The sequence below is a fragment of the Aeromonas sp. Marseille-Q5825 genome, from assembly GCF_946892685.1.
In the GTDB taxonomy this organism is placed as follows: domain Bacteria; phylum Pseudomonadota; class Gammaproteobacteria; order Enterobacterales; family Aeromonadaceae; genus Aeromonas; species Aeromonas rivipollensis.
The window spans coordinates 605,255-620,000 of record NZ_CAMPOU010000006.1; the positions used below are offsets into that span (position 1 = coordinate 605,255).

The window sequence follows — 14,746 nt, forward strand, 5'->3', positions numbered from 1 at the left end:
CTCATCCGGGAATCAAGATGGCAATCCTCATGCCATAATCTCAACTGCATGATTTTTATGTTTTTTTATTATTTTAATTACCAGAGCCATCAGACTGTAACGCGCCATTCTGACTATATAGTGGTGAAATTGGCCATACCCAAATGGGAATTCACCTACCTGGCGAGTAGCCGCCATGACAACAAGTACCGACAGTTTTTGGTTGCCGCCCCGGTCTGTTGAGCCAATAGTGATACCTTGTGCGTATAGAGCTCTCCACCTAAGCATTTGTCACTGCCAACAAGGAGTCAGAGCGTGACCCAAGTCAGCCATCCATTCGCCAGCCCAGAGGGCCTGCCAGCCCCGACCCGCACCCCGCTGCTCGGCGGCGACGATCCCGAGCACAAGCGCCGCGAGCTGCTCGACTACTTCTGTCAGACCTTCGATCTCTACGACAGCCTGTTTGACTGCCTGGCCGATGAGCGGGCCTGGTTCAACAAGGCGATCCCCCTGCGCCACCCCCTCATCTTCTACTACGGCCACACCGCCGCCTTCTTCGTCAACAAGCTGCTGGCGGCCAACCTCATCGACCGGCGCCTCGATCCCCGCATCGAGGCCATGGTGGCCATCGGCGTGGACGAGATGAGCTGGGACGATCTGGACGAGACCCACTACGACTGGCCCGCGGTGGCCGAACTGCGCGCCTACCGTGGCCGCGTGCGCGCCCTGGTGTGTGATTTCATCGAGCGTATGCCGATCGCACTGCCCATCGACTGGCAGAGCCCGGCCTGGGTCATCCTGATGGGGATAGAGCACGAGCGCATCCACCTGGAGACCTCCAGCGTGCTGATCCGCCAGCTGCCCCTGGCCTGGGTGCAGCCGCAGCCCTATTGGCCCGCCTGCACCCAGGCCCGCCACAGGCGCGACCAGGTGCCCGCCAACAGCCTGCTGCCGGTGGCGGGAGGTCGGGTGCGCCTCGGCAAGCAGGACGCCACCTACGGCTGGGACAACGAATATGGCGAGCGCCATATCGAGCTGGCCCCCTTCCAGGCCAGCCGCATGCTGGTGAGCAATGCCGAGTACTTCCCCTTCGTGCAGGCGGGCGGCTATGAGACCCGGGCCTGGTGGGACGACGAGGGCTGGGGCTGGTGCCAGTATGCCAAGGCGCGCATGCCCAGCTTCTGGGTCGGCGACCCCAACGAGCCCGAGCAACTGCAACTACGGCTGATGACAGAGCAGGTCCCCCTGCCCTGGGACTGGCCCGCCGAGGTGAATCAGCTGGAGGCGGCCGCCTTCTGCCGCTGGAAGGCGGCCCAGACCGGCCTGCCCATACAGCTGCCGAGCGAGGGGGAGTGGATGCTGCTGCGCGAGCTGCTGCCCGGGGATCAGCCGGACTGGCTGGAAGCCCCCGGCAATATCAACCTGGCCCGCTTCGCCTCCTCCTGCCCGGTGGATGCCTGCCCCCAGGGCGACTTCTTCGATCTGGTGGGCAACGTCTGGCAGTGGACCAGCACCGCCATCGACGGCTTCGAGGGGTTCAAGGTGCACCCGCTCTACGATGACTTCTCCACCCCCACCTTCGATGGCAAGCACAGCCTCATCAAGGGCGGCAGCTGGATAAGCACGGGCAACGAGGCGCTCAAGTCGTCCCGCTACGCCTTCCGTCGCCACTTCTTCCAGCATGCGGGCTTCCGCTATCTGGTCTCACGCTATCAGGAAGCCATCACAGTGAATCCTTATGAAACCGACGCCCTGGTGGCGCAATACCTCGACTTCCAGTACGGCCCGACCCACTTCGGGGTGGCCAACTACGCCCAGACCCTGGCCAGCCTCGCCAGCGAGCTGTGCAGCCGCCATGAACGGGCGCTGGACATCGGCTGCGCCACCGGCCGCGCCAGCTTCGAGCTGGCCCGCCACTTCCAGCACGTGGACGGGGTGGACTACTCGGCCCGCTTCATCGACGTGGCCCTCGCCCTCGCCAGCCAGGACAGCTTCCGCTATGCCCTGCCCCTGGAGGGGGATCTGGTGGAGTATTGCGAGGCGCGCCTCTCCAGCCATGATCTCGGCCGCGAGCAGGCCGAACGGGTCCACTTCAGCCAGGGGGATGCCTGCAACCTCAAGCCCAAGTACGAGCACTACGATCTGGTGCTCGCCTCCAACCTGATCGACCGGCTGCGCGAACCCGCCCGCTTCCTGCGGGACATTGCTCCCAGACTGCGCAGCGGCGGCCTGCTGGTGCTCACCAGCCCCTACACCTGGCTGACCGACTACACCCCCAAGGCGAACTGGCTCGGCGGCATCCGGGAGAACGGCGAGGCCCTCTCCACCCATCAGGCACTGCAACGGCTGCTGGCGGCGGAGTTCGAGGAGCTGTGCCCGCCGCGAGACGTCCCCTTCGTCATCCGCGAAACCGCCCGCAAGCACCAGCACACGGTGGCCCAGCTCACCGTCTGGCGCAAACGCTGAGGGGGCGGCAAACGAAAGAGGGAGGCCCATGGCCTCCCTCTCTTTTTGCCCAAAGGCTTATCCCTCCTGGACCTGGGGCAGGGGCTCCTGCTCGCGATAGCGGCGGGCCAGCACGGCGCACACCATCAGCTGGATCTGGTGGAAGATCATCAGCGGCAGCACCATGACCCCGACGCTGGCGGCCGGGAACATGACGTTGGCCATGGGCACCCCATTGGCCAGGCTCTTCTTGGAGCCGCAGAAGACTATGGTGATCTCGTCCGCCTTGTTGAAGCCGAGGCGGCGGCTGATCCAGACGTTCCAAGCCAGCACCAGCGCCAGCAGCACGCAGCTCAGCAGCACTATGCTGGCCAAGTCATACCAACCCACCTGATGCCAGATCCCCTGCACCACGGCCTCGCTGAAGGCCACATAGACCACCAGCAGTATGGAGCTCTGATCCAGCTTGCCGATGAGCGGCCGGTGGCTGTCGACCCAGCGGCCGATGAGGGGGCGCGACAGGTGGCCCACCACGAAGGGCAGCATCAGCTGCACCATGATGGCCTGGATGGAGTGCCAGGTGTCGACCCCCTCCCCCTGAACATTGATCATCAGCCCCACCAGCACAGGCGAGAGGAAGATGCCGAGTATGCTGGAGGCCGAGGCGCTGCACACCGCCGCCGACACATTGCCCCCCGCCATGGAGGTGAAGGCGATGGCCGACTGCACGGTCGCGGGCAGGGCGCACAGATAGAGGAAGCCGAGATAGATGGCCGGGCTCAGCCACTGGGGCACCAGCGGGGTGAGCAAGAGCCCCAGCAGCGGGAATAGCAGGAAGGTGCTGGCCATCACCACCAGGTGGAGCCGCCAGTGGCCGAGCCCCGCCAGCAGGTTCTGGCGCGACAGCTTGGCGCCATGCATGAAGAAGAGCAGCGCCACCGCCAGCTTGGTCAGCAGCGCGAACCAGACGGCCACCTGGCCCTCGCAGGGAAAGAGGGAGGCCAGGGTGACCACCAGAATAAGCACAGAGGTAAAGGGATCCAGACGCACGGGGAGTCTCCAGGGAAAGCGCGTCCCGCACCGGATGGGGGACGACAGGGCACAGGAGGGCCATCCTCTGACGGCGACCCTCGATACGAAACCCCAGCTTACCCCGAACACAGGGAGGCGCAAAGTTGAGCGACGGCCCAAGCATTCAGTGAAATTAAACGAGTTGGTTTTTAGCGCTTTAAAACTAAACACCCAGGGCGGCCAGGGCAGGCGAGGAGACAAAAAAACGGGTGGCCAGAGGCCACCCGCGCTGCACCACAGTCGGCACTCAGATCTGCCGGGCCAGGGTGTCGCCGCCCGCCTTGCCCCCGGCGGCCAGCTTGCGGGCCTGACGCTTCTCGAAGCGGGAGATCCACCAGTAGGCCAGCGCCGAGAAGACGGCCGTCATGAAGACGTTGATGAAGAAGGCACGCACCAGATCCACCCCGGCCGGGAAGGCGGAGGCACTCATGCTCACCACGAAGATGGCGATCAACACCGACACCACGCTCATGCCGAAGGTGCGCGATCCCATGCGGAACTCGCGGGGGGTGTCGTCGTGTTTCCAGCGGAACACGAAGTAGGCCACCATGATGAAGATGGGCGGCAGCATGGCGGTGCCGGCGGTCAGGTTGATGGCGGTGTTCATCATCTGCTGCACCGACTCGGAACCGAAACCGTTGACCACCAGCATCACGAACACGAACACAAACTGCCACCAGGCGGCGCGCACCGGCACCCCGTGCTCGTTGAGTTGGGTGGTCTTGTCGCCATAGACCCCCTGGGGGATCTCGGAGAAGTGGATCTTCACCGGCGCCGAGGTCCACATCATCATGGAGCCGAACATGGCGATGAAGAGCACCACCCCGACCGCGCGGCCGACCAGGGTCTCGGAGAGCCCGAAGTACTGGGCCATGCCGGTGAAGATCTCCACCATGCCGCCGGCGTAGGTGAGGCTTTCCCGCGGCACGAAGACGTTCACCAGCAGGGAGCCCAGCGCATACATGGCGCCTATGACCACACCGGCGATGATGATCACCTTGATGAAGGACTTCTGGCCGCCCTTGACGTCATTGAGGTAGGCCGCCGCCGTTTCGGCACCGCCCGCCGCCTGGAAGATCCAGCACATGATGCCCAGCGTCGCCCAGTTGACTGTGGGGGTCATGGCTTCCAGGGTGATGGGCTGGGCCGCCACATGGTCACCGCCGAGGGCCATCAGGGCGCCCAGCACATAGATGGCGAACAGGGCGAAGACGCCGTAGGCCACCAGTTCGGCAATCTTGCCGAGCCAGCTCGCCCCCTTGGTGGAGATGTGGGTCGCCGCCGCGAACAGCGCTATGGAGATGATAGAGGTGACGGTCGGCGAGAAGCTGTACTCATACCCCAGCATGGCGTAGGAGGCGTAGGCGATGACGTTCGGCAGCAGGGAGACGAACCAGAACAGGTTGACGAACCAGTAGAGGAAGGAGCCCAGATAGGCCATACGGGTGCCCAGCGGTTTCTTGAGCCAGTCGTACATCCCCGACTCGGAGTCTTTATTGGCCGAGACGAACTCGGCGATGATGAAGACGAAGGGGATGAAGTAGACGAGGGTGGCCAGCAGGAAAATGGGGGCGGAGCTGAGCCCCAGCTCTATGTTGTTGTTGACGATGTTGCGCACGTTGAACACGGCGGCAAAGGTCATCGACAACAGGGCAAACTTGCCTATGGTGCCGCGTACTGAATCAGACATATGTCCTCCAATGGACTCGCGCTCCCTGCGGGTAACGCTGTGACTCTGAATGTGTTCGGCAAGGGTCTGTCGGCCCCGCCATTTACTCTCTTGTTATGATCGGGCCGCCAGGGCGGCCTCGTTGGCAAACCGGCGCCGCCCTGCGGCACCGGCGCTCAATTGGGGGTTCAGACGATGGGGGTGCCCGGCGCCATCGGCACGCGAGGCTGCAACAGCACGCTCTGGCTCTCGTCCGGGGTCTCGGCGCAGAGCAACATGCACTCGGAGCGCTCGCCGCGCATCCTGGTGGGCTTCAAGTTGGTCAGCACCACCACCTCGCTGCCCAGCAGCTCCTCTTCGCTGTAATGGGGCACCAGGCTGGTGACGGTCTGCAGCGGCCGCTCACCCCCCACGTCGATCTGGACGATATAGAGTTTGTCGGCCCCGGGGTGGCGCACCACCTCCAGCACCTTGCCCACCTTCATCTCGACCCGTTTGAATTCGGCAAACTCGATCGTCTCGCTCATTCTCTTTTCCTTTTCTGATTCAACGGTTTGCGGGTGGCCAACGGCCACCCGGTTTGATTGGAATTCAATGCAGTGCTTATGGTGTCTGCATGGCGACCTGGGCCGCCGGCTGGGCCTCTTTCGCGCGCGCTTCGGCGCTGAGGGAGGCTTCGTAGCGGTTGTACTTCCACCAGGCGAAGCCGAGGAAAATCACGATCCCGCCGACGTTGTAGAAGACGATGGTCATGATGTCGGCGCCGGTCGGGAAGGTGGAGGCGAGGAAGCCCACCGAGAAGATGGCGATCAGCACAGAGACCACGGCTATACCTGTGGTGCGCGAGCCCATCTTGAAATCACGCGGCAGGTGATCCAGCTTCAGGCGCAGATTGAGGTAGGCCAGCATGATGAAGAGCGGCGGCAGCATGGAGGCGGCGGCTGTCATGTTGATGACGGTGTTCATCAGATCCTGCGCCGTGTTGGAGCCCAAAGTCGGGATCAGCATCAGGGGCAGCACTATGAGGTATTGGATCCAGGCAGCGCGGGCGGGCACGCCGTTCTCGTTAAGCTCGACCGTCTTCTTGCCGAAGATGCCGGCCGGGATCTCGGAGAAGAAGATCTTCACCGGGGTCGCCGTCCACATCAGCAGGGAGCCGAACATGGCGGTGAAGGAGACCAGACCGACGAAGCGGTTCATCAGGATCTCCGGCAAGCCGAAGTAGACCGCCAGCCCCTCGAACACCTGCACCGAGCCGCCGGTGTATTTCAGGGTGTCGCCGGGCACGAAGACGTTGATCAAAAGCGACGCTATGGAGTAGAGCACGCCGATGAAGATGCCGGCGATGATGATCACTTTCACGAAGGACTTGGAGCCCCCTTTGACGTCATTGACGTAGACAGCCACCGACTCGGCGCCACCGGCTGCCATGAAGATCCAGGTGGTGATGCCGAGGAAAGCCCAGCTGAAGTCGGGGACCATGGCTTCTACCGTGATGGGGTCGGCCGGTTGTACACCACCGACTAACGCCACACCTGCCAGCAGAATGTAGGAGAGGGTCAGCAGCAGCATCAGGGACGAGGTCACCGAGGTGATGGGGCCCAGCATCTTGGCGCCATTGGTGGAGACATAGGTGGCAAAGGCGAACAGCACCATGCTTAAGAAAGTGGTCGCCAGCGGGGTGAAAATGTATTCGTAGCCGAGGAAGGCATAGGAGGCGTAGGCAATCACCCGCGGCAGCAAGGATGTGAAGAAGAAGAGGTTCACGAACCAGTAGGTGTAGGCGGAGATAAAGGCCCAGCGGCCGCCGAGGGAGCTCTTCACCCAGGCATAGACGCCCGCTTCGGAGTTCTTATTCAGTGACACGAATTCCGCGATGATCAGACAGAACGGAATGAAGTAAAAAATGGTGGCCAGAAAGAACATGGGGGCCGACGCCAGACCGATCTCGATGTTGTTGTTGATGACGTTGTTGAAGCTGAATACCGCCGCGAAGGTGAGCGACAGCAGACCGAACTTGCCTATCGTATTCCGCTTGGAATCGGACATGGTGCATCTCCAGACCTGTAGTTGTTGTCTGCCAAAAGGCGGGGCGTGAGTTGTAGGGTGGCCCCGCCCTTCCGGCTTTTATCAGTGCAAAAACAGCGGCTTGTTATTTGTTTTTGAAGTAGCCGCCTTCGACCGTGACCTTGATGATCAGCTTGCGTACAGGGCTGTCGCCTGTGAACCGGTAGGCTTCGTCGTTCTCGAAGATCACCACCTGCCCGTTGCCGACTTTCTGGCGCTCACGCACCTCGCCGGCCAGCCACTCGCGATCTGTGGTGTCGTCATAGGCCTGCTCGACCCGCAGATCCGGCTTGGCTGCCCACTCCACCATCTCTTCCCCTTCCAGGTAGTAGTGGACGTCGAAGTAGCGGCGCTGCCCCTCGAACAGTGAGGTGGCCGGGCTGGCCCCCTCCTGCAAGCGGTAGGTGAGGGAGTCGCCTATGGAGTGGCAGATGCCGGGCTTGAGGTTTGGCAGGTTGTTGATGGCCTCCACGCAGCGGCCCCACTTCTTGCCCTCCCGGTAGATGTTTTTGAACTGGGTCAGGTTATCCAGGGTGATCATGCGAGGTTCCTCCCGCCGTTGATGCTGAGATCGAGCCCGGCCAGCGCAGCCGGATTGAGGTTGCCACGGGCGATGGGCAGCAGGGTCAGACCGAAGCTGAACGGCTCGAAGCGCACCCGCCAGGAGTCCAGCACCTCTGAGCCCCAGGAGTTGGAGCCCAGCCCCAGCACCTTGTGATCCAGATTGAGGGTGAGATAGCCACTCGGTTCCAGCTCGTTGATGTGTTGGGCCGCGTGGATATGCTCCCAGCTGTAGGGCCAGACGCTCAGGTTGATGGGGGCATCGGGCCGCACGTAGAGACCGGCGCCGTGACGGTTGGTCAGGGTTGCCCAGCGCACCTGCTGGCGGTTGCCGTTGTCCTGCGGGAAGGGGTAGTGCTCCCACATCTCGCTCACAGTGCTCTGGAAGCAGTCGATCCAGTTGCTCTGGCGACTGTCCTGATAGTTTTCGCCCGGGCCCATGCCAAGGTAGTGCACCCGATCGAGATCCTGACGAATACCCAGCTCGAAGCCGATCTTGGGGATGATGTCGTCATAGCCGCCGTAGGGCTGGCCGGACAGGGCCACGTGCAGTTGGCCGTTCGGGCTCAGGGTGTAGACGTAGCGGCAGCGCATGCCGAAGTCGAACACCGGCGGCGCTATCAGGCTCTCCACCGTCACCTCGACCGCCTCGCCCAGCTGACGCCAGCTCAGAGTGCGGAAGTGCTCCTGCATGATCTGCAGGTGGTTCGGGTGCCACAGGCTCTCGTACTCCTGCTTGTGGTTGTCGATCATCGGCTTGAAGAAGGTGAGGCGCGGCGAGCGCTCAATCAGCTCGATACCATCCTGCTGCCAGCTCACCAGCTTGCCATCGAGGCGCGAGAAGCGCAGGGCAAAGCCGCAACCAGTCAGGGTCAGCGCGAGGCGCTCGTCGGCGATGTGCAACGGGGTGGCGTTGGGGTTGGCAAAGGGCTGCAACTGGCGGGTCGACTCTTTCAGCTGGAACTGGTACTGACCCAGCTCGTGCTCTGCCGCACTGTAGCGGGTGGCGGTGGCCTTGATGACCCGCAGCTGGACGAAGGTTTCACGCCCATCGAGCGAAGGCAGCTCGAGCTGCAGCTCTGTAGTGGCACCGGGGGCAATCCCTTCCAGACGGAGCTGCTGGCTCGCCAGCAGTTCGCCCTCGGCCTTCACCTCGACCAGCAGACGGATGTCGTCGAGATTGGAGAACCAGTAGCGGTTTTCCAGCTCAAGCCGACCGCTGGCCAGATCCAGCACCCGCACCTTGACCGGGCAGATCACCTGCTTGTATTCGCGCAGGCCAGGCCCCGGGGTCTGATCCGGATAGATGAGGCCATCCATGCAGAAGTTGTAGTTGTTGGGGTAGTCGCCGTAGTCGCCGCCGTACTTGTAAACCGGGCGACCCTGCTCGTCCTGATCCAGAATGCCGTGATCGCACCACTCCCAGATGTAGTGGCCCTGAATGTGGGGATGGCGGTCGAACACCTGCTGGTATTCGCTGAGGCCACCCGGGCCGTTGCCCATGGCGTGGGCGTATTCGCAGAGGATGCGTGGCTTGTCCATCGGGAACTCGCCGAAGCTGTTCATCTGGGAGACCCGGGAATACATGGTGCTCACCACATCCACCACCTCGGCATCGCGATCCTCTTCGTAGTGCACCAGCCGGGTCGGGTCGATCGCCTTGCAGCGCTGGTACATGGCCCTGATGTTGCAGCCGTAGCCGGACTCGTTGCCGAGCGACCAGATGATGATGGAGGGGTGGTTCTTCTGGGCGTGCACGTGGCGCTCGATCCTGTCCACGAACACAGGCTCCCAGAAGGGGTCGTCGGTGATGCGGCTGAGATCGCCGACGTTGGCAAAACCGTGGGTCTCCACGTCCGTCTCCGCCATCACGAACAGACCGTACTGGTCGCACAGCTCGTAGAAGCGCGGGTCGTTCGGGTAGTGGGCGGTGCGCACCGAGTTGAGGTTGTGCTGCTTCATCAGCACTATGTCGCGCTCGACCCGATCCATGCCGACCGCGCGGCTCTTGAGGTGATCGTTGTCGTGGCGGTTCACCCCGTGCAGCTTGAGATAGTGGCCGTTGACGTAGAAGAGGCCATCCTTGACCTTGATTTCACGCACCCCGACCCGCTGGGGGATCACTTCCAGCAGTTCGCCCTGACCGTTGTAGAGGGAGAGTTGCAGCTGATAGAGGTAAGGGTCTTCGGCACTCCACAGATGGGGGTTGGCCAGATCCAGCGTGAAGCGGCAGTCGAGCTTGCCGTCGATGGCGAGATGGTCGAGCGTGCCGCTGGCGATCTCGCTGCCCTGATCCAGCAGGGACCAGACCAGACGGTGATCACGAGCAGGCGCCCCCAGATTCTCCAGCTGGATATCGCAGCTCAGGGTGGCGCTCTGGCCGGCAATCTGATCGTCATCGGCCAGCGCGGTGCGGATGAAGAAGTCCTGCACGTGGGCAGCCGGTTTGCCCACCAGATAGACGTCGCGGAAGATCCCCGCCATCCACCACATATCCTGATCTTCGATGTAAGTGGAGTCAGCCCACTGCATCACCCGCACCGACAGCAGGTTCTCGCCGATGTTGGCGTAGGCGCTGATATCGAACTCGGCGGTGAGGCGGCTCCCCTTGCTGAAGCCCACATAGTGGCCGTTCACATAGACCTCGAAGTAGGTCTCCACACCATCAAACTTGATGATCACCTGCTCGCCATCCCAGGCCGGGCTCAGTACGAAGCTGCGCTGATAGGCGCCGGTGGGGTTGTTGCTCGGCACGAAGGGCACGTCTATGGGGAAGGGGAAGCCCTCGTCTGTGTATTGCAGGTTGCCATGCCCTTCCATCTGCCACATGTTAGGCACTGTAATCTGACCCCAGCCGCTCATGGGGCTGTGATAGAAGTCTTCCGGCACCAGCAGGGGGTGCGCAAAGTAGTGGAACTGCCACTGGCCGCTCAAGGAGAGGAAGCGACGGCTCAGCTCCCGCTGCATGGTGGCCGCCAGCGCATGATCGGCATAAGAGAAGAAGTAGGCGCGCGGAGCCAGCCTGTTTTCACCAACGAATTGGACGTTTTCCCAGTTATTCACATGTCCTCCCGGAACAAGACAACTTTGACTGGGTAAACTCTAGATAAACATTTACTAAATATCAGGTAATGATCGGTAAACTTTTAACCCCATCACACAAGATGGCTGGATTTGTGAGCGAGATCAGAAGCAGAAGATAAAGGGAGAGAGAGCTGCCTGGATGGCATGAATGTTGATGAAGCGGGAATGAGTGAAGCAATTACCTATATATAACAATATTATATGGAATAACGGGGACAGGGTGAAGCACGGGAAGGTAACACAGGAAGGTAAAGATAGGGGCGCGCCACCTGGAGTGGCGCGACTACAGAACATCTTTTTTTACTAAAATTATCGCGTAGTACCACGCAGGGTCAGGCGGCTGGGAACCAGCACCCGCAGCGGCACTTCCCGCTCATCCCGCAGCCGTTCGACCAGCAGATTGACTCCCTGGGAGCCCATCAATTCGGAGTGGATCCGCACCGTGGAGAGCGGCGGGAAGGTGAACTTGGCGGTCGGGATGTCGTTGACGCTGATGAGCTCGATCTGCTGGGGAATGGCCAATCCCTTCTCGTGGATGGCTCTCAGCACGCCGATGGCGATGGAGTCTGAGGCGACGAACAGCGCCTTGGGCCAGTCCCCCGCCAGCATCTCTTTCGCCAGTCGGTAGCCGGAGGCGCTGGAGAAGTCGCCGCGATAGAGGTCGTGCTCCTGTACCACTCCCAGTCGCTGGCCATAGTCGAGGAAGGCCAGCTCACGGAGATCCGGCGCCTCATCCTGACCCCCTATATAACCGATGCGGCCATGCCCCTGGGCGATGAAGAAGTCCACCACCTGCTGGCTGATGAGCGCCAGATCCACGTCTACGGAGTCAAATTCCCCCTGGGAGCGGCAATCCACGAACACCAGCTGGGCAGAGAGAGAATGGAGCGCAGCCAGCCGCTCTTCGGGCAGATGGCCGATAACCAGGATGCCGTCGACGGCGGAGAGCTCACGCCCCTCGGCGCCGTTGTAGAAATGGGTCAGCTCTATGTTGAAGCGGGCGCACTGGGTCTCGATGCCGTAGCGAATGGCGAGATAGTAGGGGTCGTTGACCTCTGTGCTCTGCGGATAGGCATAGACCGCCAGAAAGTGCAGCTTGCTCTTGTGCACCCCTTTGCGGGCGCTGCTGGTCTTGTACTCCAGCCGCTCGGCAATCTCGAAGATCTTCTGTCTGGTCTCTTCCTTGACGCTCAGCGTCGGATCTTCATTGAGCACCCGCGACACAGTGGCCTGGGACACCCCCGCCTCCTGTGCAATTTCCTTCAACGTGGCCATGCATACTCCTCTGGCGATGACTCCCGACAATACCTGACCAAGAGTAACGGGCAAGCCGCTGACAGCCCAGCATTTTTACTAAAAGAAGCCAGCCTGGATCGAAAAAATCCCAAAGCAAAAAGGCCTCCCGAATGGGAGGCCTCTTCTAAATAGGTGCCTGACAGTGTCCTACTCTCGCATGGCGAATGCCACACTACCATCGGCGCTACCGCGTTTCACTTCTGAGTTCGGCATGGGATCAGGTGGTTCCACGGCGCTATTGCCGTCAGGCAAAAGCTGTATTACTTAATAATGGTGCTGATACCCAGAGTCGAACTGGGGACCTCATCCTTACCAAGGATGCGCTCTACCAACTGAGCCATATCAGCACACTAACCGGTAAAGACCGCACTGTGTGCGCTATCTAAATCTTCTGTCCAACACAACCTGACGTTGTATCGCGACCAACCACATCGCTGTGATTGCTTAATTGAAGCCTGGCAGTGTCCTACTCTCGCATGGCGAATGCCACACTACCATCGGCGCTACCGCGTTTCACTTCTGAGTTCGGCATGGGATCAGGTGGTTCCACGGCGCTATGGCCGCCAGGCAAAAAACTTCATCCGGAAAGCTGACGTGAATAACGACTTGGCCTTAATGGCTCGTCGCTATCACTGAATTAGTTAGTAGTTCACGCACTTGCTACAAGGCCAGAAACACTTCTTGGGTGTTGTATGGTTAAGCCTCACGGGTAATTAGTATGGGTTAGCTCAACACGTCGCCGCGCTTACACACCCCACCTATCAACGTTGTGGTCTCCAACGGCCCTTTAGGACCCTCAAGGGGTCAGGGATGACTCATCTCAGGGCTCGCTTCCCGCTTAGATGCTTTCAGCGGTTATCGATTCCGAACTTAGCTACCGGGCAGTGCCACTGGCGTGACAACCCGAACACCAGAGGTTCGTTCACTCCGGTCCTCTCGTACTAGGAGCAACTCCCTTCAATCATCCAACGCCCACGGCAGATAGGGACCGAACTGTCTCACGACGTTCTGAACCCAGCTCGCGTACCACTTTAAATGGCGAACAGCCATACCCTTGGGACCGACTTCAGCCCCAGGATGTGATGAGCCGACATCGAGGTGCCAAACACCGCCGTCGATATGAACTCTTGGGCGGTATCAGCCTGTTATCCCCGGAGTACCTTTTATCCGTTGAGCGATGGCCCTTCCATTCAGAACCACCGGATCACTATGACCTACTTTCGTACCTGCTCGACCTGTCCGTCTCGCAGTTAAGCTGGCTTATGCCATTGCACTAACCTCCTGATGTCCGACCAGGATTAGCCAACCTTCGTGCTCCTCCGTTACTCTTTGGGAGGAGACCGCCCCAGTCAAACTACCCACCAGGCACTGTCCGCGAGCCCGATTCAGGGCCCTGCGTTAGAACATCAAACATACAAGGGTGGTATTTCAAGGACGGCTCCAGCGCAACTGGCGTCACGCCTTCAAAGCCTCCCACCTATCCTACACATGTAGGTTCAATGTTCAGTGCCAAGCTGTAGTAAAGGTTCACGGGGTCTTTCCGTCTAGCCGCGGGTACACCGCATCTTCACGGCGAATTCGATTTCACTGAGTCTCGGGTGGAGACAGCATGGCCATGGTTACACCATTCGTGCAGGTCGGAACTTACCCGACAAGGAATTTCGCTACCTTAGGACCGTTATAGTTACGGCCGCCGTTTACCGGGGCTTCGATCAAGAGCTTCGCTTGCGCTAACCCCATCAATTAACCTTCCGGCACCGGGCAGGTGTCACACCCTATACGTCCACTTTCGTGTTTGCAGAGTGCTGTGTTTTTGATAAACAGTCCCAGCCATCTGGTCACTGCGACTCCCAACTGCTCCATCCGCAAGGGACTTCACTGTCAAGAGCGAACCTTCTCCCGAAGTTACGGTTCTATTTTGCCTAGTTCCTTCACCCGAGTTCTCTCAAGCGCCTTGGTATTCTCTACCCGACCACCTGTGTCGGTTTGGGGTACGATGACTTGTAATCTGAAGCTTAGAGGCTTTTCCTGGAAGCAGGGCATCAATGGCTTCACCACCGTAGTGGCTTCGTCTCGTGTCTCAGTGTTGTGTCTCCGGATTTGCCTAGAAACACCACCTACGCACTTTCACCAGGACAACCGTCGCCTGGCCCACCTAGCCTTCTCCGTCCCCCCATCGCAATTACAAGTCGTGCAGGAATATTAACCTGCTTCCCATCGATTACGCCTTTCGGCCTCACCTTAGGGGTCGACTCACCCTGCCCCGATTAACGTTGGACAGGAACCCTTGGTCTTCCGGCGAGGAGGCTTTTCACCCCCTTTATCGTTACTTACGTCAGCATTCGCACTTCTGATATCTCCAGCATGCCTCTCGACACACCTTCGCAGACTTACAGAACGCTCCCCTACCACTCACACATAAGTGTGAATCCGCGGCTTCGGTGCCTGGTTTGAGCCCCGTTACATCTTCCGCGCAGGCCGACTCGACTAGTGAGCTATTACGCTTTCTTTAAATGATGGCTGCTTCTAAGCCAACATCCTAGCTGTCTGAGCCTTCCCACATCGTTTCCCACT

At 60.4% G+C, this 14,746-nt stretch carries 8 protein-coding genes, 1 tRNA gene and 3 rRNA genes (1 of these 12 only partly in view); 1 reads left to right on the forward strand and 11 read right to left on the reverse strand.

Features of this window, described 5'->3' with window-relative positions; genetic code table 11:
• The first annotated feature begins 294 nt into the window (after positions 1-294).
• On the forward strand, positions 295-2,445 hold the full coding sequence (gene ovoA / locus OC537_RS17855; RefSeq protein WP_262113213.1) for a 5-histidylcysteine sulfoxide synthase: 2,151 nt from the start codon (positions 295-297) through the stop codon (positions 2,443-2,445).
• A 57-nt stretch (positions 2,446-2,502) separates the two neighbouring features.
• On the opposite strand, the gene OC537_RS17860 is transcribed toward ovoA, so the two are convergent.
• The 11 genes from OC537_RS17860 to OC537_RS17910 form a co-directional block, all read right to left on the reverse strand.
• Positions 2,503-3,474, reverse strand: a complete 972-nt coding sequence (locus OC537_RS17860; protein WP_262113215.1) for a bile acid:sodium symporter family protein — start codon at positions 3,472-3,474, stop codon at positions 2,503-2,505.
• Positions 3,475-3,742: 268 nt separating this feature from the next.
• Positions 3,743-5,185, reverse strand: coding sequence for an amino acid permease (locus OC537_RS17865; protein ID WP_111913251.1), 1,443 nt, complete (start codon positions 5,183-5,185; stop codon positions 3,743-3,745).
• Positions 5,186-5,352: 167 nt separating this feature from the next.
• Positions 5,353-5,691: a tRNA-binding protein gene (locus OC537_RS17870; protein ID WP_162520097.1), complete on the reverse strand. Its 339-nt coding sequence runs from the start codon at positions 5,689-5,691 to the stop codon at positions 5,353-5,355.
• A 76-nt stretch (positions 5,692-5,767) separates the two neighbouring features.
• The gene (locus OC537_RS17875) at positions 5,768-7,213 is read right to left on the reverse strand and encodes an amino acid permease (RefSeq protein WP_262113219.1); all 1,446 of its coding nucleotides are present in this window, start codon (positions 7,211-7,213) and stop codon (positions 5,768-5,770) included.
• A 103-nt stretch (positions 7,214-7,316) separates the two neighbouring features.
• Positions 7,317-7,772: a beta-galactosidase subunit beta gene (locus OC537_RS17880; protein WP_262113221.1), complete on the reverse strand. Its 456-nt coding sequence runs from the start codon at positions 7,770-7,772 to the stop codon at positions 7,317-7,319.
• Positions 7,769-10,855, reverse strand: coding sequence for a beta-galactosidase subunit alpha (gene ebgA, locus OC537_RS17885; protein WP_262113223.1), 3,087 nt, complete (start codon positions 10,853-10,855; stop codon positions 7,769-7,771). The genes OC537_RS17880 and ebgA overlap by 4 nt, the downstream gene beginning before the upstream one ends.
• Positions 10,856-11,185: 330 nt before the next feature.
• A complete protein-coding gene (gene ebgR, locus OC537_RS17890; RefSeq protein WP_111913241.1) occupies positions 11,186-12,151 on the reverse strand; it encodes a transcriptional regulator EbgR in 966 nt (321 codons plus the stop codon).
• A 155-nt stretch (positions 12,152-12,306) separates the two neighbouring features.
• Positions 12,307-12,421 (reverse strand): 5S ribosomal RNA (rrf, locus tag OC537_RS17895).
• Positions 12,422-12,443: 22 nt separating this feature from the next.
• Positions 12,444-12,519 (reverse strand) — tRNA-Thr (locus OC537_RS17900).
• 106 nt (positions 12,520-12,625) lie between these two features.
• A 5S ribosomal RNA gene (rrf, locus tag OC537_RS17905) occupies positions 12,626-12,740 on the reverse strand.
• Positions 12,741-12,864: 124 nt separating this feature from the next.
• Positions 12,865-14,746, reverse strand: a 23S ribosomal RNA gene (locus OC537_RS17910) (it continues 1,008 nt past the right edge of the window).